The 18623-nt window shown below is 72.1% G+C and carries 16 protein-coding genes; 10 read left to right on the top strand and 6 right to left on the bottom strand.

Features of this window, described 5'->3' with window-relative positions; translation table 11 throughout:
- Positions 1-3 precede the first annotated feature (3 nt).
- Positions 4-255, bottom strand: a complete 252-nt coding sequence (locus ACFRIC_RS16985; RefSeq protein ID WP_382785838.1) for a hypothetical protein — start codon at positions 253-255, stop codon at positions 4-6.
- Between the two features lie 190 nt (positions 256-445).
- Between ACFRIC_RS16985 and ACFRIC_RS16990 the strand changes: the two genes are divergently transcribed.
- Together ACFRIC_RS16990 and ACFRIC_RS16995 are read left to right on the top strand one after the other, a co-directional pair.
- Positions 446-898: a MarR family winged helix-turn-helix transcriptional regulator gene (locus tag ACFRIC_RS16990; RefSeq protein WP_382785841.1), complete on the top strand. Its 453-nt coding sequence runs from the start codon at positions 446-448 to the stop codon at positions 896-898.
- Positions 899-1225: 327 nt separating this feature from the next.
- Positions 1226-1588, top strand: coding sequence for a LysR family transcriptional regulator (locus ACFRIC_RS16995; protein WP_382785844.1), 363 nt, complete (start codon positions 1226-1228; stop codon positions 1586-1588).
- On the opposite strand, the gene ACFRIC_RS17000 is transcribed toward ACFRIC_RS16995, so the two are convergent.
- On the bottom strand, positions 1505-1999 hold the full coding sequence (locus tag ACFRIC_RS17000; protein ID WP_382785956.1) for a GNAT family N-acetyltransferase: 495 nt from the start codon (positions 1997-1999) through the stop codon (positions 1505-1507). The genes ACFRIC_RS16995 and ACFRIC_RS17000 overlap by 84 nt on opposite strands.
- Positions 2000-2177: 178 nt before the next feature.
- Here ACFRIC_RS17000 and ACFRIC_RS17005 point away from each other — a divergent pair, with 178 nt between their 5' ends.
- From ACFRIC_RS17005 to ACFRIC_RS17020, 4 genes are all read left to right on the top strand, one after another.
- Complete coding sequence (locus ACFRIC_RS17005; RefSeq protein ID WP_382785847.1) at positions 2178-2639, top strand: ATP-binding protein; 462 nt, start codon at positions 2178-2180, stop codon at positions 2637-2639.
- 129 nt (positions 2640-2768) lie between these two features.
- Complete coding sequence (locus ACFRIC_RS17010; RefSeq protein ID WP_382785849.1) at positions 2769-4361, top strand: MFS transporter; 1593 nt, start codon at positions 2769-2771, stop codon at positions 4359-4361.
- 126 nt (positions 4362-4487) lie between these two features.
- Positions 4488-5492 carry a threonine/serine dehydratase gene (locus ACFRIC_RS17015; RefSeq protein ID WP_382785852.1) on the top strand — a complete coding sequence of 335 codons (1005 nt, stop codon included), beginning with the start codon at positions 4488-4490 and terminating at the stop codon, positions 5490-5492.
- Between the two features lie 167 nt (positions 5493-5659).
- Entirely contained in the window at positions 5660-8317 is a 2658-nt protein-coding gene (locus tag ACFRIC_RS17020; protein WP_382785855.1) for a LuxR C-terminal-related transcriptional regulator, read from the top strand.
- 51 nt (positions 8318-8368) lie between these two features.
- On the opposite strand, the gene ACFRIC_RS17025 is transcribed toward ACFRIC_RS17020, so the two are convergent.
- The 3 genes from ACFRIC_RS17025 to ACFRIC_RS17035 form a co-directional block, all read right to left on the bottom strand.
- On the bottom strand, positions 8369-8929 hold the full coding sequence (locus ACFRIC_RS17025) for a hypothetical protein (RefSeq protein ID WP_382785858.1): 561 nt from the start codon (positions 8927-8929) through the stop codon (positions 8369-8371).
- Between the two features lie 468 nt (positions 8930-9397).
- The gene (locus ACFRIC_RS17030) at positions 9398-10336 is read right to left on the bottom strand and encodes a GlxA family transcriptional regulator (RefSeq protein WP_382785861.1); all 939 of its coding nucleotides are present in this window, start codon (positions 10334-10336) and stop codon (positions 9398-9400) included.
- Positions 10337-10623: 287 nt separating this feature from the next.
- Entirely contained in the window at positions 10624-11448 is an 825-nt protein-coding gene (locus tag ACFRIC_RS17035) for a crotonase/enoyl-CoA hydratase family protein (RefSeq protein ID WP_382785864.1), read from the bottom strand.
- Between the two features lie 451 nt (positions 11449-11899).
- On the opposite strand from ACFRIC_RS17035, the gene ACFRIC_RS17040 reads away from it, so the two are divergent.
- Both ACFRIC_RS17040 and pheA read left to right on the top strand, forming a co-directional pair.
- Positions 11900-13087: a LeuA family protein gene (locus ACFRIC_RS17040; RefSeq protein WP_382785866.1), complete on the top strand. Its 1188-nt coding sequence runs from the start codon at positions 11900-11902 to the stop codon at positions 13085-13087.
- Positions 13084-13950: a prephenate dehydratase gene (gene pheA / locus ACFRIC_RS17045; RefSeq protein ID WP_382785870.1), complete on the top strand. Its 867-nt coding sequence runs from the start codon at positions 13084-13086 to the stop codon at positions 13948-13950. The genes ACFRIC_RS17040 and pheA overlap by 4 nt, the downstream gene beginning before the upstream one ends.
- A 13-nt stretch (positions 13951-13963) precedes the next feature.
- Here pheA and ACFRIC_RS17050 read toward each other — a convergent pair whose 3' ends face one another.
- Positions 13964-15208: an RNA-guided endonuclease InsQ/TnpB family protein gene (locus ACFRIC_RS17050; protein ID WP_382785872.1), complete on the bottom strand. Its 1245-nt coding sequence runs from the start codon at positions 15206-15208 to the stop codon at positions 13964-13966.
- 131 nt (positions 15209-15339) lie between these two features.
- Here ACFRIC_RS17050 and ACFRIC_RS17055 point away from each other — a divergent pair, with 131 nt between their 5' ends.
- Together ACFRIC_RS17055 and ACFRIC_RS17060 are read left to right on the top strand one after the other, a co-directional pair.
- Positions 15340-17277, top strand: a complete 1938-nt coding sequence (locus ACFRIC_RS17055; RefSeq protein WP_382785875.1) for an FAD/NAD(P)-binding protein — start codon at positions 15340-15342, stop codon at positions 17275-17277.
- A 26-nt stretch (positions 17278-17303) separates the two neighbouring features.
- A complete protein-coding gene (locus ACFRIC_RS17060; protein WP_382785879.1) occupies positions 17304-18482 on the top strand; it encodes a pyridoxal phosphate-dependent aminotransferase in 1179 nt (392 codons plus the stop codon).
- The last annotated feature ends 141 nt before the right edge of the window (positions 18483-18623 follow it).

Consider the following 18623-nt stretch of genomic DNA (forward strand, 5'->3'; position numbering starts at 1 on the left):
CCGCTACTCGCCGGCCTCGTCGAACGGGGCGTGGCGCAGCACGATCTCGTTGTGGTTGCCGCCGATCGCCCCGGCACGACGCGTCGCGCCCGCCTCGACGTCCTTCGGCGCCGGCTCGCAGGCCTGCGCGCCGCCGTCGACGACGATCTCGTTGTGGTTCATCGATCCGGCGGCGAAGCCCTGCTCAGGGCTCCCGGCGCCGTCGAGGTCGACGCTCACGACGATCTCGTTGTGGTTGTACGAACCGGTCCTCATGGAAATGCTCCTTTCGATGTCCGCCGATGCGGATGCCCCGACGCTAGGCAGCCGCCCCCACCGCCCGGCTGAGCAAGCGCTACTCATCTCGCCGGCCGTCCGCGGGCGCGGTGCCGGGAGTTTTCGGCACGGCTTCGGCGACCGGTAGGGTCGGCCACGAGCGCAGAGAGTGACGGAGAGGGGGCGTGCGATGCCCACGCACTACGACGGGAGCGCCCGCGAGAAGCGGTCGCTGGACCTCTTCATCAAACTGATCCGGGCAGCCGCCTCGGTGGAGGCGCGCACCAGCGGCCCCCTGCTCGCCTCCGGGCTCACGACGAGTCAGTTCGGCGCCCTGGAGACCCTGTACTACGTCGGCCCGCTGCCCGCCGGACGCCTGGCCGAGAAGCACCTGAAGAGCCCGAACAACTTCACCGTCGTCATCTCCAACCTGGAGAAGCGGGGCCTGGTCCGCCGCGAGAAGTCCCCCCACGACCGCCGCGTGGTCATGGTCGAACTCACCAGGTCCGGGCGCGCGGCGGTGGAGGAGACCATGCCCGCCTACGTCCGGGCCATCGCCGACGACCTGGACCGCCTCTCGGTCCACGAGCAGGCTCAACTCGCCGACCTGCTGCGCAAGGTGGGACGCCCCGACGCCGGGTAGAACCCCCGCGAGGGCGTCAGTCCTCGGGGCCCAGCGAGCTCGTCCGCAGCTGGACCGGCCGGTCCGGCCGGTCCGCTCACGAGCACCGGATACTCATCACCGCGACAACGCCGGCTGCCAGGCTGCTGTCCGGAAACAGAGAGTGCCCTGGCGCGGCCGGCACCACAGACCGGGATCAAGGACCGGCACCGAGGACCGGGATCAAGGACCGGCACCGAGGACCGGCACCAAAGACTCGCCGCCCGGCGGCAGTTCGCTTCGCCACTGCTGCCGGGAACAGCGCCCGGAACCTCCCGCACTCTCGCCGAGCTGTCCGGAGGGCTTTGCGTGGTCAGCGATGAACAACGCGCGATACTGCATGCCTTGGCCCGCGAGGGGACGCTGTCACGGGCCGCCGTCGCACTGAAGATGACACCACTCGCGGTGTGCCGGCGACTGGCCGGGCTGGAGACGGCGCTCGGGCATCCCGTGCTCCAGCCCTACGGCCGCCACATCCGGCTCACCCGGGCCGCCGGCAGGCTCGTACAAGAACTCGCTCGAGCCGGCGAACGGCCACCACCTGGCCCAAGAGCCGGGAAACCGGAGCGAGTTGACGACGGGTCCGGCTCAGGCCAGCGGCTTGTGCATCACGATGCAGGGCCGGCCCCACTGGATGTCGCGGCGGCGGTCGATCTCCTGCCAGCCCAGTGAACCCCAGAAGGCGGAGGCCGAGGGGTTGTTCTCCAGGACGGCGATCCTCAGACCGTCCCGCCCCTGGCGACGGAACCGCTCCTCGACGGCCGCCACGAGCAGCCGGCCGATGCCCCGGCGGCGCCGGTCCCCGTGCACGATCAGCAGCCCGATCCAGGGATATCCGTCCGTGGGGTGCCGGTCCAGCAGACAGACCAGTCCCACGGCCCGGCCCTCGGCGTCACGGGCGAGCAGGACATGACCCCCCTCGCCCCCGGCCTCCTCGCGCAGATCGGCCTCGACCCGGTCGGGCGCGATGTGCTCGGGGTCGTACTCACCGGAACCGCGGCAGTACTCGGGGTTGCTCGCGTAGATGCCGACGGCCTCGGCGATCTCGTCCGGGGTGAACCCCATCGGGGTGAGAGTCGGCATGATCACGCGGCAAGGGTAACCAGGCCCGCACCCGGTCCGAGTCCGCGCGCGGGGGCCGGGAGCCCGGTACCGCCGCCGGCACCGCCGCACGGTTTGAGTAGCGTTTTCTCAGTCCTGAAAGGGCGCACGGCCGTTTCCTGGAAGAGTCGCACAGCAGCTCTCCGAGGTCGTGATCACCATGACGTGCCCCACCGCCACAGCCGGCTCGCCGCAGACCCTCCTCGCCTCCCCGGCGGCCGGACCGTCGCGGGCGGACGAGACGTCGGGCGTCTGGCGGCTGGTCCTGGAGCACGGTCCGCAGGCGCCCTCGTCCGCGCGGCGCGCGGCACGCGGGGTGATGCACGCCTGGGGCGTCCACGAGGAGACCGCGGACGACGTCCTGATGGTCGTCTCCGAGTTCGTGACGAACGCGGTCCACTACGCCGAGCCGCCGATCGCCGTGAGCCTGTGCCACTGCGAGGAGGCGGTCCTGGTCTCGGTCACCGACGGCGGCCCCCGCCCCGCAGGCGACCAGTACGGCGCCGACCGCCCCGCCGACGAACACGGCCGCGGCACCCACATCGTGGACGCCCTGGCCACGGACGCCGGCGACGCCGCCCACGACGGGCTGGTCAGCCACTGGGCGATCGTGAGCCCCTGACCGGGTTGAGTGCGCGTTACTCATTCCCCGCGAGCGGGCCACCGCCAGGCTGGTGAACAGCACGAATCCACGAATCCGGCATTCCCCGGCGGCTCGTCCGTCTCGGATCATTCGTCCAAGGACATTCTCGTGAACGGTCTCATCCCCTCAGACCACCCCGACGGCCCGGCACCCGCCGTACGGCACGGCGCCGTACTGGTCGTGACCTGTCTGGCCCTGGCGACCGTCGTCTCGGCGATGGCCTCGCTGAACGTGGCCCTCCCGGACATCGCCCGCGACACCCACGCCGACCAGACCCAGCTCTCGTGGATCATCGACGCCTACAGCCTGATCTTCGCCGCCCTGCTGCTCCTCGCGGCCACCCTGGGCGACCGCTTCGGCCGCCGCAAGGCGCTCCTCGGCGGCCTGGCGACCTTCGCCGGAGTCTCCCTGGCCGCCACGTTCACCACCGACCCGATCGTCCTGATCGTCCTGCGCGGCGTGCTGGGCGTGGCGGCGGCCTTCATCATGCCGGCGACGCTGTCCACCATCACCAGCACCTTCCCGCGCTCCCAGCAGGCACGGGCGGTCAGCATCTGGGCCGCCGTGGCCGGCGCCAGCGCGGTCCTGGGCCTGCTGGCCTCCGGCGCCGCCCTCGAACTGTGGTCCTGGCGCTCGGTGTTCTGGCTGAACGTCGTCCTGGCGGGCGTGGCGCTGATCGGCACCCACCGCTTCGTCCCGGAGTCGGCGCAGCCCGACAGCCGGCGCGTCGACGTGGTCGGCGCGGTCCTGACCGTGCTGGGCCTGGGCGTGCTGGTCTTCTCGGTCATCCAGGCACCGGAGCACGGCTGGGCCAGCCCGCGCACCCTGGTGGGCATCGCCGCCGGCTTGGTGGTGCTGGGCGTGTTCGTGGCCTGGGAGCTGCGCCACCCGCACCCCCTGCTGGACCCGAGGCTGTTCCGGCGGATGCCGTTCGCGGCCGGATCGCTGTCGATCACGCTGCAGTTCTTCGCCTTCTTCGGATTCATCTTCGTCGTCATGCAGTATCTGCAGCTCGTACGGGGTGACAGTGCCCTGGTGGCCGCGGTGAGCGTGCTGCCGATGTCCGCGGCGATGATCCCCAGCGCCCGCCTGAGCCCGCGTCTCGTCGCCCGCAGGGGAGCCCGCGGCCCCTGGTGCGTGGGACTGCTCCTGGTCGCCACCGGCCTGTTCGTCATGGCACGGCTGGACGCCGACAGCTCGTACTGGCTGCTCGTGACCGGGCTCGTGCCGCTGGGCGCGGGGATGGGACTGGCCATGGCCCCCGCCACCGCCGCGATCACGGACGCCCTGCCGCCGCACCTGCAGAACGTCGGCTCCGCCGTCAACGACCTGTCCCGGGAACTGGGCGGCGCGCTGGGCATCGCGGTCCTGGGCAGCGTCCTGAGCGCCGGATACCGCAGCCACCTCGACGTCGGCGCGGTCCCCGCCCCGGTCGCGGACGCCGCCCGCTCCTCGCTCGCGGCAGCCGCCCACGCGGGCGAGGCCACCGGAAACCTGTCGCTGGTCGACCAGGCGCGGGACGCCTTCGCCTCCGGCATGCACCTCGCCATGGTCAGCGGCGCCGCCACCGCCGTCCTGGCCGCCGTGGTCGTCGCCCTCCTGCTGCGGCGCACGGCCAAGAGCCACACCGTGGCCGACCACCGCCAGGTCGACGCCACCGCCGACGACGCGGCCGGCCGGGCCGCCCGCTCGGCACGCTAGCGGAGCCGCACCGGCCACCGGGCCGTGCGGACACGCGCCCCCCACCGGACGCCGACCGTGCGGCCCAGGCCCCCGGACGAACCCGACCGGAGGTCATCTCCTGTCCTGGAGGGACGAGGCCCAGCCATGACCGTCCTGACGTTCAACGACATCTACGCCGCCCGCCAACGCCTTGAGCCCGTCATCTCCCCCACCCCGCTGCTCGCCGCGCCCTGGGCCTCCTGCGGACACCGCACACTGCTCCTGAAGCCCGAGAACCTGCAGGTCACCGGCTCGTTCAAAATCCGGGGCGCCGCCAATTTCCTCCTGCGGCTGCCCGCTTCCCAAAGGGCACGAGGGGTCGTCGCGGGCGCGAGCGCCAACCACGGCAGAGCCCTCGCCCACGCGGCCCGCCTCGAAGGCGTGAAGGCCACGATCGTCCTGCCCTCCACCACCCCCGAAGCGACGATCGACAGCGTCACCGGACAAGGCGCCGAGGTCCGGCTGGCACCGGCGCAGGACTGCGCCCGCCTCGCCGGGCAGCTCGCCGAGGAACACGGACACGTGCTCGTCCCGCCCTTCGACGATCCCGACATCATCGCCGGCCAGGCGACGGTCGGCCTCGAGATCGCCGAAGAGGCCGTGGCCCTGGGCCTGGACGTCACCACCGTGCTGGTGCCGGTCGGCGGCGGCGGACTGATCGCGGGGGTCGCGGCCGCGCTCAAGCTCACCCGCCCCGGCATCAAAGTGGTCGGCGTCGAGCCCGAACTCGCCGCGGACGCCCAGGAGAGCCTGCACCGCGGACGGCGGGTGTCCTGGCCGGCCGAACGCGTCGCCCGCACCCTGGCCGACAGCCTGGGCACGACCACCGTCGGACAGCTCGCCTTCGAGCACCTGCGGGCGTTCGTCGACGACATCGTCACCGTCACCGAGGACGAGATCGCCTCCGGCGTGGCCCTGCTGGCACGGCACGCCGACATGAGCGTCGAACCGTCCGCGGCGGTCACCACGGCGGCACACCTCTACCACGAGCACGACCTCCCCGCCGCCGGCAGCCAGGTGGCCGTGATCAGCGGCGGGAACATCGACCCCGCGCTCTTCGCGCGGCTGCGCGAAGAAATCCCCCTGCCTTTCCACAACTGCGCCGGCTGAACCCGCCACCGGCCCCTGAAACAGGACACCGGACCGCCCCCGAGACCCAATAGCGGGACCAGGGCGAGGCCGGACGCCGCGCGTATGATGGAGAGCCTGGGAATGATCCGTGGGTGACCGGATATTCCCCGACGGCGGACCCCACATTGCTGCGAGGACGTTCGAGGATGAAAAAAATCGGCGCCGGACAACAGCCTCTCGTGGGACGCATCACCGAACTGGCCCTTTACGGCGAGGCATTGGCCGACCCCGGAGGGCGGGGTTTCTCGATCCACGGCCCCCAGGGCGTGGGAAAGTCCAGACTCGCCGACGAATGCCTTCACATCGGCGCGTCGAAGGGCTGGAACACCGTCCGGGCGACCGCCACCCAAGGCGCTTCGGCCGTCCCCTTCGGAGCCCTCGCCCACATCATCCCGGCAGGCACCACCACCGCCGACGTCACGGGCGTGTTCACCGGCATCGCGTCGGAAATCGAAGGAGGGAAAAAGAAGGAAACCCTCTTCCTCGTCGAGGACATTCCCCTGCTCGACCAGTCCTCCCTCATCATCCTCCAACGCCTTTCCGACGCGGGAAAGATATTCCTTCTCTCGACCGCGCGCGACGGCCAACCGGCACCCCAGGACGCCCGGTCGCTGACCACCGGATTCGGATTCCGCCAGGTGAATCTCAAGAACCTCGACCAGGAGGGAACCCACCATCTCCTCGAGTCGATGCTCGACGGACCCGTCAGCCGAAGAACGTCGTACGAGATATACCTGAAGAGCGCGGGAAATCCCCTTTTCCTGCGGGAACTCGTCATCGCCGCACTGGACGCCCGGACCATGCACAACGACGGCGAGGTCTGGGAACTGGCGCCCGCCGCACAGCCGGAGACCACCACACCGCACCTGGCCGAACTCGTCGAGACGAGACTGTCGGCCCTCTCGCCCCCCGCGCGTACCCTCCTCGAAGCCATCTCCCTCTGCGGCACCATCACCCCGGACAGCCTCCTGTCCGAGACGGAACGCGACGAAGCCCTGCTCGAACTCGAAGCCGAAGACCTGGCACACGTCTTCCTCGACCGACGCCGCACCCGCATCGACCTGACCCACCCGGTCTACGGCGAAGTCCTCCAGGCGAACATGCCCCCCTTCAAACGCCGGCGGCTCTACCTCAACCAGGCACAGGCCCTGACCGCACACGGCCTGCGCCGGCGCGGCGACTTCTTCCGCTCCGTCGCCTGGCAGGTCGAGGCCACCGGCACCGCCGAGACCGGACAACTCCTCGCCGCCGCCCGCATCGCCCAGGACACCCACAGCTACGACCGGGCCGTACAACTCCTGGAAGCCGTCCCGCAGGAGGAGACGGACACCGCCTGCCTGCTGCTCCTCGGCCACTGCCTCGCACAGGCCGGCCGGACCGACGAGGTGGAAGCGGTCCTCGTACAGGCCCAGAAACTGGCACAGGGCGATGACGAGATCCTCGACGTCGCCTTCACCCGGGTGCAGAACCTGTTCTGGGTACAGGGACACCAGGCCGAAGCCCTCCAAGTGATCGAACAGGCGGCCCGGCACGCCCACAGCCCGTCCGCGAAGTTCCGCATCCGCTCCGCCGAGGCGACCATCCGCATCGCCTGCGGCGACCCCCAGGCCGGCCTCGACGCCCTGGGCGAGATCACGTACGAGACCGACAACCCGGCGGACGTCAACGTGCTGCTCCTCAGCCTCATGTACAAGTCCCCGGGACTGACGATGACGGGCCGCACCGCCGAAGCCGTCACGACCGCCCAGACCGCCTACGACGTCCACCTCAGACACCACGACCAGGCCCTCTACCTGCACCCCGCGGCCCAGCGCAACGGCCTGGTCTTCGCCCTCGCCGAGGCCGGCCGGCTGGACGAGGCACGCACCGTCGGCAACCAGGCCCTGACCGAACTCATGGCGGCACGCGCGCACGTGCCGCACGTCTGGACCGCACTGCAACTGGCCCGCGCCGAATGGCTCGCGGGCCACCCCCGCTCCGCACGCCACTGGTACGCCGAAGCCATCGCCCTGGGCCGCCCGCTCGGACAGACCCTCGCCATGCGCCCCGCCCTGTGCGGGCTCGCGGCCGCCGCCGCGCAGATCGACGACGACGACGCCGCCGAGAAGGCACTGGCCGAGGCACACCAGTACCCGCGCGTCGGCCTGTTCGTGGGCGAGGACGACCTCGCCACAGCCTGGCTGCACGCCGCCGCGGGCCGGCTCGAAGCCGCCCGCGAAGTGCTTGTCGAGGCCGCCCTGCTGGCCCGGGACGCGGGAGTCGTCAGTTCGGAGGCCGCGCTGCTCACCGACGTCGCCCGGCTGGGCGGGCCCCGGCAGGTGCTGGAGCGGATCACCCACCTCGCACGGACCAGCGACTCGCCCTTCACCCACGCCCGGGCCGCCTACGTCACCGAGCTGGCCACAGGAGACGCCAAGGCTCTCGAAGCCGTGTCACGGTCCTTCGAGGAGATGGGCGCGGACCTGCTGGCGGCCGAGGCCTCCGCAGCGGCCGCCGCGGGATGGAAACGCGCCGGCGAGACCCGCAAAGCCACCGCGGCGGCCAACCGCACGGACCTGCTCGCCGCACGGTGCGAGGGCGCCCGCACCCCCCTGCTGAGCACGGCCCCCGAACCGGCGGCGGCACTGACGCCCCGCGAGCGCGACATCGCGCTCCTGACCAGCTCGGGCGCCTCGGCACAGGAGGTCGCCGACGCGCTGTCCATCTCCCGCCGGACCGTGGAGAACCACCTGTACAACATCTACGGGAAACTCGGCGTGTCCACCCGCGCGGAACTCAAGAAGGCCCTGAACCCGAAGACTTGAGCCGACGCCGCGGCACGGCGGGGTGTGGCATGGCGGGGCGAGGGCCTCGTCCTAGCGCGTGTGCCGGTTCAGGTGCAGGCAGGCGTGCAGGAGGTTGTGCCGCGCGTTCAGGAGATGGGCCGTGACACCGGGATCCTCTTCGGACCGCCTCGACTGCGCGGCCGCCGCGGCACTCTGCCCCACGAGCCCCCGGACGGCGTCCACCAGATGGGGAACCCAGAGCTGGTACAGGCGCCGGTCGGTGGGCAGGGCAAGACGGATGTGCGTCCGCTGCCGGGCATGGACCAGCCACCGTCGCGTCGGCAGATTCCCCGTGACGGGGGACAGCCGGTGCCGGGTGGAGAACGACATCCTTCGCCGCCACACATCGGCTTGCGGACCCGGCAACCGCTGTATGTCGTCGTCGAAGCCGAGAAGGGCGTCGATGAGGACGCCCGCCCACTGACGCAGATGGTCCGCCTGGACGGGCGGGCGCTCGGGCTGTCCGGCCGTCTGCTGAGCGGTCCACCACAACTGGTGCCGCGCCGCCGCGTCCACGTCGCACGCCACGTTCTGGAGCCGGGCGGGGCACGTACGGGAGCGGGCGGACGACGTGCCGAGAGTGCTGGTCATGGCGCGGAATCTCCTCACGGTCGGACAACAGGGACGAGCGAGCCGCAGGAGGCGGGCCGCCCGCGCCGGGGCGTCCGGTGCACTCACTGGACACCTCCCGAGGGGCCCGACAGGGCGCCCGCGGCCCGCAGTCGGCCACCGGACGCGGTGTACCGCCGCACCGGGCAGCCGGGTCGAGCCCGCGCGGGGCGAGGCGGCCGTGCCGCCCGGCGTGTTTGGCGGGCGGGACACGGCCACCTGTGCGCGACGGTCCCGTCCCCACGGGAGCCGTCACACGACCGGGGACCTGGGCCACCGCTCATGGCGGGCCCCCGGAACCTGGCAAGACCGTCCTCGTGCCCTCCACGGTGAGCCACGGGCGGGGGCGGGCACATGAGTAGACGGTGCTCACCGCCGCGCCGGGAGCCGGGCCGGGAGCCGGGCCGCGGCCGTAGGCGAGCCGAAGGGTTCGCGGCGGGCGGCGCGGGGTCAGCGGCCGGGGCGCAGCCTGCGGACGCTGCCCGCGTCCCGGTAGCCCACACGCTGGGCGATGTCCTCGGCCGGCAGCGAGGTCGTCGCGCGAAGATGCTCCGCCCGCTCCGCGCGCAGGGCCCGCAGGAAGGCGTAGGGAGAGGTCCCCAGCCCTTCCCTCACCCGGCGTTCCAGGGTGCGGCGGGTCACCTTGAGGGCGAGCGCGGCATCCGCCACCCCGACCTGGAGGTGCAGGTGCGTGCGCGCCCAGGCCTCGAAGTCGCCCACCAGCCGGTCCTGGTCGTGCAGGTGGTCGGTGAACGCGGCCACACTCGGCGTGGGCCGCTGGTCGATCAGGAGCGCGCGGGCGGTCTCGGAGGCCAGCCGCGGGCTGATCCGCGCCACCAGGCTGAGTGCGAGGTCGATATGGGCGAACGCCGCGCCGGCGGTGACGACGGCGCCGTCCCGCACCACCATGCGGTCCATGTCCAGCGTGACCTTCGGATAGCGCTGGGCGAACAGGTCACGCAGCCACCACGTGGTCGTCGCGCGGCGCCCGTCGAGCAGTCCGGCCTCGGCGAGCAGGAAGGTGCTCGTGCAGGCGGCGGCCACCGGACCGCCGCCCTCGGTCCACCGGTGCAGAGCGGAACGAACGCCACGGATCTGCGGGCGCATGAGCGCGTCGACCAGGGTCGCCGGGCTCCGCGCGCCGAGCGCCGGGAGGAGCAGCAGGTCGATTCCCGCCGCGGCCGCGTCCTCCAGGGGGCACGCTCCGGCCACGAGGAGTCCGCCCGCCGTGGCGACCTGGGCACCGCCGGGGGTCAGCAGCACGCAGTCCAGGCCGGGAAGCCCACGATCCACGCGCTCACGCGCGGCGTGGGCGGTCCGCAGGACGTCGAGCACCGAGGTCAGCCCGGAGTCCCAGCATCCGTCGACCGCCACCACACCGAACCGCATGGCACACCCCCTTCTCCTCGCACCAGCACTGGCGTTCCGAGCCAGCATCGGCGTCCCGCACCCTGGATGGCGGGTGCCGGTCGGCGCGGTGCGGCGAGCCTGCCCCGCAGTCGGTCGCCCCGCCCTTCGCACGAGCCTGCCACGCCCTTCGCGATGGGTGTCCGGCGCCCGGCGTGGATCACCGTACCGTCCGCCGTAAGCGCCTCTTTGCCGCTCCCGACCCCGGCGGACACGACCGGTGCATGGGGAGCCGGCGGGGCGAATCGGCCGGGGTGTTCCGCGGCCGGTCAGGCACCCCGGAAGACGGGCGCCCTGCGCTCGATCAAGGAGGCGACGCCTTCCGCGGCGTCGCCCGTGGCGAAGAGCCGCGGGCCCACCTCGCCGCGCAGGGCGGCCGCCGACCTCGCGAGGGGCCCGGCCAGAACGGTGCGCGCGTCGGCCAGGGTGGCCTCGACCGCGAGCGGGGCCTGCGCCGCGATCCGGTGCGCCAGTTCCAGCGCCCGGTCCAGGTGCTCGCCGGCGGGGACCACCTCCTGCACCAGCCCGATGCGCCAGGCCTCGTGTGCGTCGAACTCGTCACCGGTGAGGAGGTAGCGCATGGCGTTGCCCCAGCCGACCCGCTCGGGCAGCCGAATCGTCGCGCCGCCGAGCGCGACGATGCCCCGGCTCACCTCCTGCTGCCCGAAGACGGTGTCCGCGGCGGCGACGCATATCTCGCTGCCCAGGACGAGTTCGAGACCCGCGGTGAAACAGCGTCCGTGAACCGCCGTGACGACAGGCTTGCCGGCCGGGGCCCGGTACAGACCCCAGGGATCCCGCCCGTCCTCGGGAAGAACGCTGTCGTCGCCCGTCGCCAGCCGCGGGGCCATGGACGCGAGATCGAGCCCGCCGGTGAAGTGTCTTCCGTGGCCGTGGAGGACCGCGACGCGCAGCCCGGGATCGTCCGAGAGCAGGGTCAGGGCGGACGACAAACGCGCCACCATGTCCGCGTCCAGGGCGTTGGCCTTCTCCGGCCGGTTGAGCGCGACACGCAGCACCGGCCCGTCCCGCTCGACCAGCACTTTCGCCGCGGAGCTGTTCTCGCCGGCCACGGCCGGCTGTGTGGATGCCATGGCCTCACGGTAGGAAGCGCGGGGCGGCAGAAAGCGACATGAGCGGGGGAGTGCGCGACAACCTGCCCCATCGACGGAACCGCCCCCACCCCCTCCCGGCAGGCGAACACGCCGACCGTAGGCACCCCTCCCGGCGGGCGAGCACCCCGACCGTGGGCACACCCCTCCCGGCAGGCGAGCACCCCGACTGTGCGGGCACCCCTCCCGGCAGCCGAATACGCCGACCGTGACGCCCGCCCCCCGGCGCGGGCATCGGCCGGGAGAGGAGCCGGCCCACCGACCATGGCCCTTGGTGGACCCCCGCTCCACCAAAGGCGCGGAAGTGATGCCGAGTGTGCGGTACGGCCCCGGGTGCTCCTCCAACAGCGGATGACGCCGGACCGCGCCTTCCCGAGGATCAGTGGCTGTTCGGCTCAGGATTCCGGATGGGTCCCAGGTCTTTGGGGGAGAAGTGAACCAGCACGCAGCACCCCGTCGTATATCCGTCTTCGACACCACGCTCCGCGACGGCGAGCAGGCACCGGGCAACGCGATGAGCCCCGAGCAGAAGCTCGAACTCGCGCAACTGATCGCGGGGTTGGGGGTGGACACCATCGAGGCGGGCTTCCCCGCCTCCTCGCCCAGCGACTTCGAGGCGACCCGGCTGATCGCCCGGCACCTGACCGGCACCCGGTTCGCCACGTTCTCCCGCACCACCCGCAGGGACGTCGAGACCGCCGTCGAGGCCGGCGGCACCGACAACCACCAGGTGCAGATGGTGGCCACCGGCAGCCAGATCCACCTGACCCACAAGCGCGGCATCACCCGCCACGCGGCCGTGCGGGAAGTGGTGGACACGGTCGAGTACGCCGTCTCCCTGGGCGTCACCGACATCGCCGTCGGCATCGAGGACGCCAGCCGCGGCGAGGACGACCTGCTGCGCGCGCTGACCGAGGCGGCCGTGGAGGCGGGCGCGACCTGCATCATCCTCGCCGACACCACGGGCTGCCACACCCCCGAGGAATTCGGCACCCTCATCGGCAAGATCCGCCGCTGGGCGCCCCGGCCCGTCAAGGTCTCCACCCACTGCCACAACGACTTCGGCCTGGCCACCGCCAACACCCTGGCCGGTCTCGCGGCCGGCGCCGACGAGATCCAGGTCGCCCTCGGCGGCATCGGCGAGCGGGCCGGCAACACCTCGCTGGAGGAGGTCGCCGCCGTCCTCGCGTACAAGAGCGAACTGCTCGGCATGACCACCGGGGTCCGCCTGGAGGCCATGTACGCGGTGTACAACCGGCTACGCGAGATCATCAGGCTGGAGGAGCCCCGCAACAAGCCCATCTTCGGCAAGTACGTCTTCGGCACCGCGGCCGGCATCCACCAGCAGGGCATGCTCGCCGACCCGAGCACCTACGAGTACGTCGAGCCCGCACGGTTCGGCCGCCAGCGCTCCCTGCTCATCGGCCGCCACTCGGGCCGGGCCGTACTGCGCCACCTCATCGAGCAGCTCGACGTGACCATCGACGAGGCCGAGCTCGACGAGCTGTACCGCGTCCACATCGCCGAGCGCGAGCAGGGCGACTGCGAGGACCTGCCGGTCGTCCGCGAACGGCTCGCCCGCGAACTGGGCATACGCCGGGCGGTGGCAGCGGCGCGATGACGTACGCATATCTGGGCCCGGAGGGCACCTTCACCGAGTCCGCCGTGCGGCGGCTCGCGCCCTTCGCCCGGCAGACCGTTCCCTTCCCCACCGTCCCCGCGGCGGTGGAGGCCGTGCGCCGCGGCCACTTCGCCCGGGCGGTGGTCCCGCTGGAGAACTCGGTCAGCGGCGTGGTGCCGCCCACGCTCGGGGAACTCGTCGCGCACGCCGGGGAGCTCAGGATCGACGCCCAGGTCGCGATGGGCGTCACCTTCGCCCTGATGGCCGCCGAAGGCACGCGACTGTCCGACGTACGCCGGGTGGTGAGCCATCCCCACGCGCTCGGCCAGTGCCGGCAGTGGACGCAACGGCACCTGCCGCACGCGGAATCGGTACTCGCCGACTCCACCGCGGCGGCCGCACTGGCCCTCGCGCGAGGAGGGCCCGCCACCGACGCCGCGATCGCCGCACCCGAGGCCGCCCAGCGCTACGGACTGAGCGTGCTGGCCCACGACATCGGCACCCGCAACGACGCCACCACACGCTTCGTGTCGCTGCGCCGCCCCGGCCCCCAGGAACCGCCCACCGGCCGCGACCGCACCGCGCTGCTGATCACCTCCGACCGCTCGGCACCCGGCGTGCTCACCGGCGTGCTCGGCGAACTGAGCCGGCGGCAGGTGTCCATCGCCTGGATCCAGTCCTGGCCCCGGCAGACCGCCCGCGGCCGCTACCACTTCCTGGTCGAGGTCGACCAGCACATCGCGTACCCGCCCCTGGCCGAGGCGGTCGAGGCCATGCGCCGCGGCGTCGACTCGCTGAGCCTGCTCGGGAGCTATCCGTACATCGTCGACCGCGAGGTCGAGGGGGAGAAAACAGCCGCTTGACATCCTCCCCCTCCTAAAGGAGAGGGATTCCCGCCTGCCTGCCGGTGGTCACCGGCTGGGGCTTCGGATGGGTTCCCCGTTCAACGGGCCGTGCCTGGCGCGGGTTTTCCGCGCCGGGACTGACCGGCCCTCCAGGGGCGTTTAGCCTCTCCGCCTGCCCGGCGGCGAGGATCACACGCGACGCATTGAGGTCACGATCATGCTCAGTACCGCAGCCGCTGCACCGCCAGGTGCGTACGTGCAGCGGCTTCGTCCCGTCCACGACCCAGCACACCGAACACGTCTGGGACGACGGCAGCCAGCGGGAGACGACACCGACATGACGGCCGGCTCGGGCTGCCTTGTCCTCCAGCACGCGGCGGAACATGCCCCATGCGGCATCGTGCACGGACTTGGCCATGCGGGTGCGTGCGAGACCGGAGACTGCCAGGTCTTCGAGGTAGACCGCTTGGTTGTCGCGGACCAGCCTCGAAGCGCTCTGGTGGCACCAGTTTCTGCGCGCGTCGGCCACCCGGGCGTGAGCACGGGCGACGCGGATGCGGGCCTTGGCCCGGTTCGCGGATCCCTTCGCCTTGCGGCTCAAGGCCTGCTGCGCCTTCCTCAGCCTCCGCTCGGCACGCCGCAGGAAGCGCGGATTGTCGATCACCTTGCCGTCGGAGAGAACGGCGTAGTGGGTCAGGCCGAGGTCGATGCCGACCTCGGCTGTTACGGGCACGAGCGGTTCGGACTCGACCTGGACGACGAAACTCGCGAAGTACCGGCCCGACGGATCCTTGACCACGGTCACCGACGACGGAGCCGACGGCAGCGGCCGCGACCAGCGCACCCGCACATCACCGATCTTCGCGAGGTTCAAACGGCCGTTGTCCCGCAGCCGGAACCCGTTCTTCGAGAACCGGACCGACTGCCGCGTCTCCCGCTTCGACTTGAACCGGGGCAGGCTCACACGGATACCACGCCGCTTCCCCGACACCGACGCGAAAAAGTTCGCGTACGCCGTATCCAGGTCCCGCAGGGAGGACTGCAAAGCGTCCACGGACACCTCGGCCAGCCACGCCCGCTCGGGAGTCCGCTTCGCCTCCGTGATCACCTGCCGTGCCAGAACACCCGTCGGGATACGCGACTTGTCCCCCGCATAGGCGGCCATCCGGGCGGCCAGCGCATCGTTGTAGACCACCCGGGCGCAGCCGAACGTACGGCCCAGCGCAGTGCGCTGACCCGGCGTCGGTTCGATCCGGAAGGAATACCTCAGATACACGTGGCCAACGTACTGGCCGTCGCTGACAACGCCGTTCCGCCCGGAGGGCGAACCGACTTTCCCTGCCCTGCCCCGCAGGAGCTTCGTTTCCTCCCCCGGCTGAAGCCAGGGGTATCCACGAAGGAGCCCCGATGAGTACGACACGCATCGCTGTGATCGGCAGCGGCCCACGAGGGATGATGGTGCTCGAACGGCTCGCCGCCCGCCTCGCGGAACAGCCGGGCCCCCTGGACGTCCGGCTGTTCCTGGTCGACGCGGTCGAGCCGGGGGCCGGCCAGGTCTACCGCACCGACCAGCCCGACTGGTTCCTGATGAACACCGTCGCGGGCCAGTGCTCCGCCTACTCGGGCGAACCCGACGACGGCCCCACGCGGGCCGGGGCCGGCCCCTCGTTCGGCCAGTGGTGGCAGGCCGCCGGGAACTACCCCGGCCCCGACAGCTACGCACCACGCGGACAGTACGGCCGCTACCTGCGCTCGGTGCTCACCGAGGTGGAACGGAACCTGCCGCCCGGCGTACGGCTCAGGAGCATCAAGGAACGCGTCGAGGAGGTCACCGGGACCCACGGCCGCTACCGGATCGCCCTGTCGGGCGGCGAACGGCTCGACGTCGACCGGGTCGTCCTGACCACGGGCCACTCCCGCAACCGGCTCACCGGCCACGAACACGACCTCGCCGCCCTCACCCGCCGGCACCCCCAACTGCGCTACATCCAGGGCGAGTCGGCGGCCGACATGCCCCTGCACGAGATCGCGCCCGGCTCCGCCGTCGGCGTCATCGGCCTCGGCCTGTCCTTCTACGACGTGATGGCGGCCCTCACCATCGGCCGCGGCGGCCGCTTCACCCCGGCCGAGGACGGCACACTCGTCTACCACCCCAGCGGCCACGAGCCGCTCATCGTCGCCGGCTCCCGCAGCGGAATGCCGCTGCCGGCCCGGGGCCGCAACCAGAAACCGCCCCGCTACTCCTACCGCCCGCTGCTGTTCACCCCCGCCCGCGTCCGCGCCCACCACCCGGACGGGCCGCTCGACTTCAGACGCCATGTCTTTCCCTGGCTGATGGCCGAGATCGAACTCGTCTACTACGCGACGGCCCTGCACCGCTCCCTCGGCGAGGAGAGCGCCGCACGCCTGACCGCACAGGTGGAACTCGCCGCCGGGCAGGGCGTACCCCAGGTCGCGGCCGTCGCGGAGCGGCTGGGACTGCGGGACGTGCCGCCGATCGACATCGACGCGCTCGCCCGGCCCTTCGCGCACCGCACCTTCACCGGCCCGGAGGACTTCGAGCGCACCCTGCGCGAAGAGATCACCCGGGACCTCGCGCACGCCGCCGAGGGCAACGCCGACTCCCCGCTCAAGGCCGCGCTCGACGTCATGCGCGACACCCGCTGGGTCATCCGCGACCTCGTCGACTTCTCCGGACTGACGGGGCGCTCGCAGCAGGAGGACTTCCTCGGCTGGTACGTGCCCAGGGCCTCCTTCCTCGCGGCCGGACCGCCCAAGGAACGGCTCCAGCAGGTCCTCGCCCTGCTGGAGCGGGGACTGCTGCGCATCGCCGGCCCGCACACCCGCTTCGAGACCGACCCCGCCCAGGGCCGCTACGTCGTGCACTCACCCGCGGTCCCCGGCTCCGCCGTCCCGGTCACCACCCTGGTCGACGCACGGATCCCCGACCCCGATCTGCGCCGCGACCTCAGCCCGCTCACCGCGGCGCTGCGCGCGTCCGGAACGTGGACGCCCTACGTCAACGACAGCGGCGACACGCGCTACGACACCGGCGGCGTCGCCGTGACCCGCAGCCCGTTCCACCCCGTGGACCGGGACGGAGGCGTCGACGAGGGCATGTACGTCCTCGGCATCCCCACCGAGCACACCCGATGGTTCATGCAGGTGGGCAGCAGCCGGCCGGGCATGTGGAGCGACTTCGTCCACGACGCCGACGCCATCGCGGCACACGCGCTGCGCCCGGTGACCGGCACCCGGGCACCCCGGGCGCACACCCCCGAGCCGGTCGGCTCGGGGGAGACCCCTGAGCTGGTCGGCTCGGGCACGGACAAGGCGGGCGAGTGAGCCCCGCGGAGGAAGGCGGCACGAGCGTGCGCGTCGCACAGCGGTTCTCGCAGGTCGAACGGTCCGCGACCGTCGCCCTGCTGGAGACGGTCCAGCAGCTGCGGCGCGCCGGCGTCGAGGTACTGGACCTCAGCGGCGGCGAACCGGACTTCACCACGCCGGCCCCCGTCGTCGCGGAGGCGATCTCGGCACTGGAGGACGGCGACACCCACTACACCCCGAGCCGGGGCGTCCCCGGACTCCTGCGCGCCGTCGCGGACAAGCTGCACACCGAGAACGGCGTCCGGGTGGATCCGGCCACCGGCGTCATCGTGACTCCCTCGGCCAAACAGGCCCTGTTCACCGCGCTGATGACCGTCCTCGACCCGGGGGACGAGGTCATCGTGCCCACCCCGGCGTGGGTCAGCTACCCGGCGATGGCGGGCCTGCTCGGCGCCCGCGCGGTGTCCGCCGAGCTCAGCGCACGGGACGGGTTCCGGCTGTCCGGGCGGCTCCTGGAGGACCGGGTCACCGATCGCACCCGGGCGCTGGTCGTCAACACGCCGGCCAACCCGACGGGGCACGTACTGGACCGCGAGGAGGCCGAGGAGATCGTCGCGTTCGCGGTCCGCCACGACCTGGTCCTCGTCGTGGACGAGATCTACGAGAAGATCGTCTACGACGGCCGGGCCCATCTCAGCCTGGCCAGCCTGCCCGGCGCGGCGGAGCGCACGCTCACGGTCAACGGCTTCTCCAAGGCGTACGCGATGACCGGCTGGCGGCTGGGCTATCTGGCGGGACCCGAGCCGCTGATCTCACAGGCCCTCAAGGTCCAGGAGCACACGGTGAGTTGTGCCGCCTCGTTCGTGCAGCGCGCGGGGGTCGCGGCACTGACCCGGACGGCCGACGACGTCGCCGCGATGCTCAAGGAGTACACGGTGCGCCGGGAGATGACGGTCAGCGCCCTGGACGCGCTGCCCGGCGTCACCTGTGCCCGCCCCGAGGGCGCGTTCTACGCGTTGGCCGACGTACGGGGCACGGGGCTGTCGTCGGCCGCCTTCACGCAGCGGCTGCTCGACGAGGCCGCGGTCACGGTGGCCCCGGGCTCGGCCTTCGGGGCGGGCGGCGAAGGCTATGTGCGGCTGTCGTTCGCGGCGTCCCGCGAGGTCCTGCAAGGGGCGGCGGAGCGGCTGTCACGACTGTCCGCCCGATGGACGGCCAACTGACGCCGGACGCCCCGGACTTCCCTTCGCCCCTGGACTCTCCTTCGCCATCGAAGCCATGGACGTCTTGGCTGCCATGGACGTCGTGGAGGCCTTGGACGCCTTTGACGTCATGGCTGCCGTGGACGTCTTGAACGCCGGGAG

Origin of the sequence: Streptomyces sp. NPDC056738, from assembly GCF_042790435.1 — a bacterium.
In the GTDB taxonomy this organism is placed as follows: domain Bacteria; phylum Actinomycetota; class Actinomycetes; order Streptomycetales; family Streptomycetaceae; genus Streptomyces.

What these genes read in the sequence shown, in the direction of transcription:
- ACFRIC_RS16985 (WP_382785838.1), bottom strand. Translation starts at nt 255, where the DNA reads ATGAGGACCGGTTCGTACAACCACAACGAGATCGTCGTGAGCGTCGAC.
- ACFRIC_RS16990 (WP_382785841.1), top strand. Translation starts at nt 446, where the DNA reads ATGCCCACGCACTACGACGGGAGCGCCCGCGAGAAGCGGTCGCTGGAC.
- ACFRIC_RS17000 (WP_382785956.1), bottom strand. Translation starts at nt 1,999, where the DNA reads ATGCCGACTCTCACCCCGATGGGGTTCACCCCGGACGAGATCGCCGAG.
- ACFRIC_RS17005 (WP_382785847.1), top strand. Translation starts at nt 2,178, where the DNA reads ATGACGTGCCCCACCGCCACAGCCGGCTCGCCGCAGACCCTCCTCGCC.
- ACFRIC_RS17015 (WP_382785852.1), top strand. Translation starts at nt 4,488, where the DNA reads ATGACCGTCCTGACGTTCAACGACATCTACGCCGCCCGCCAACGCCTT.
- ACFRIC_RS17020 (WP_382785855.1), top strand. Translation starts at nt 5,660, where the DNA reads ATGAAAAAAATCGGCGCCGGACAACAGCCTCTCGTGGGACGCATCACC.
- ACFRIC_RS17025 (WP_382785858.1), bottom strand. Translation starts at nt 8,929, where the DNA reads ATGACCAGCACTCTCGGCACGTCGTCCGCCCGCTCCCGTACGTGCCCC.
- ACFRIC_RS17030 (WP_382785861.1), bottom strand. Translation starts at nt 10,336, where the DNA reads ATGCGGTTCGGTGTGGTGGCGGTCGACGGATGCTGGGACTCCGGGCTG.
- ACFRIC_RS17035 (WP_382785864.1), bottom strand. Translation starts at nt 11,448, where the DNA reads ATGGCATCCACACAGCCGGCCGTGGCCGGCGAGAACAGCTCCGCGGCG.
- pheA (WP_382785870.1), top strand. Translation starts at nt 13,084, where the DNA reads ATGACGTACGCATATCTGGGCCCGGAGGGCACCTTCACCGAGTCCGCC.
- ACFRIC_RS17055 (WP_382785875.1), top strand. Translation starts at nt 15,340, where the DNA reads ATGAGTACGACACGCATCGCTGTGATCGGCAGCGGCCCACGAGGGATG.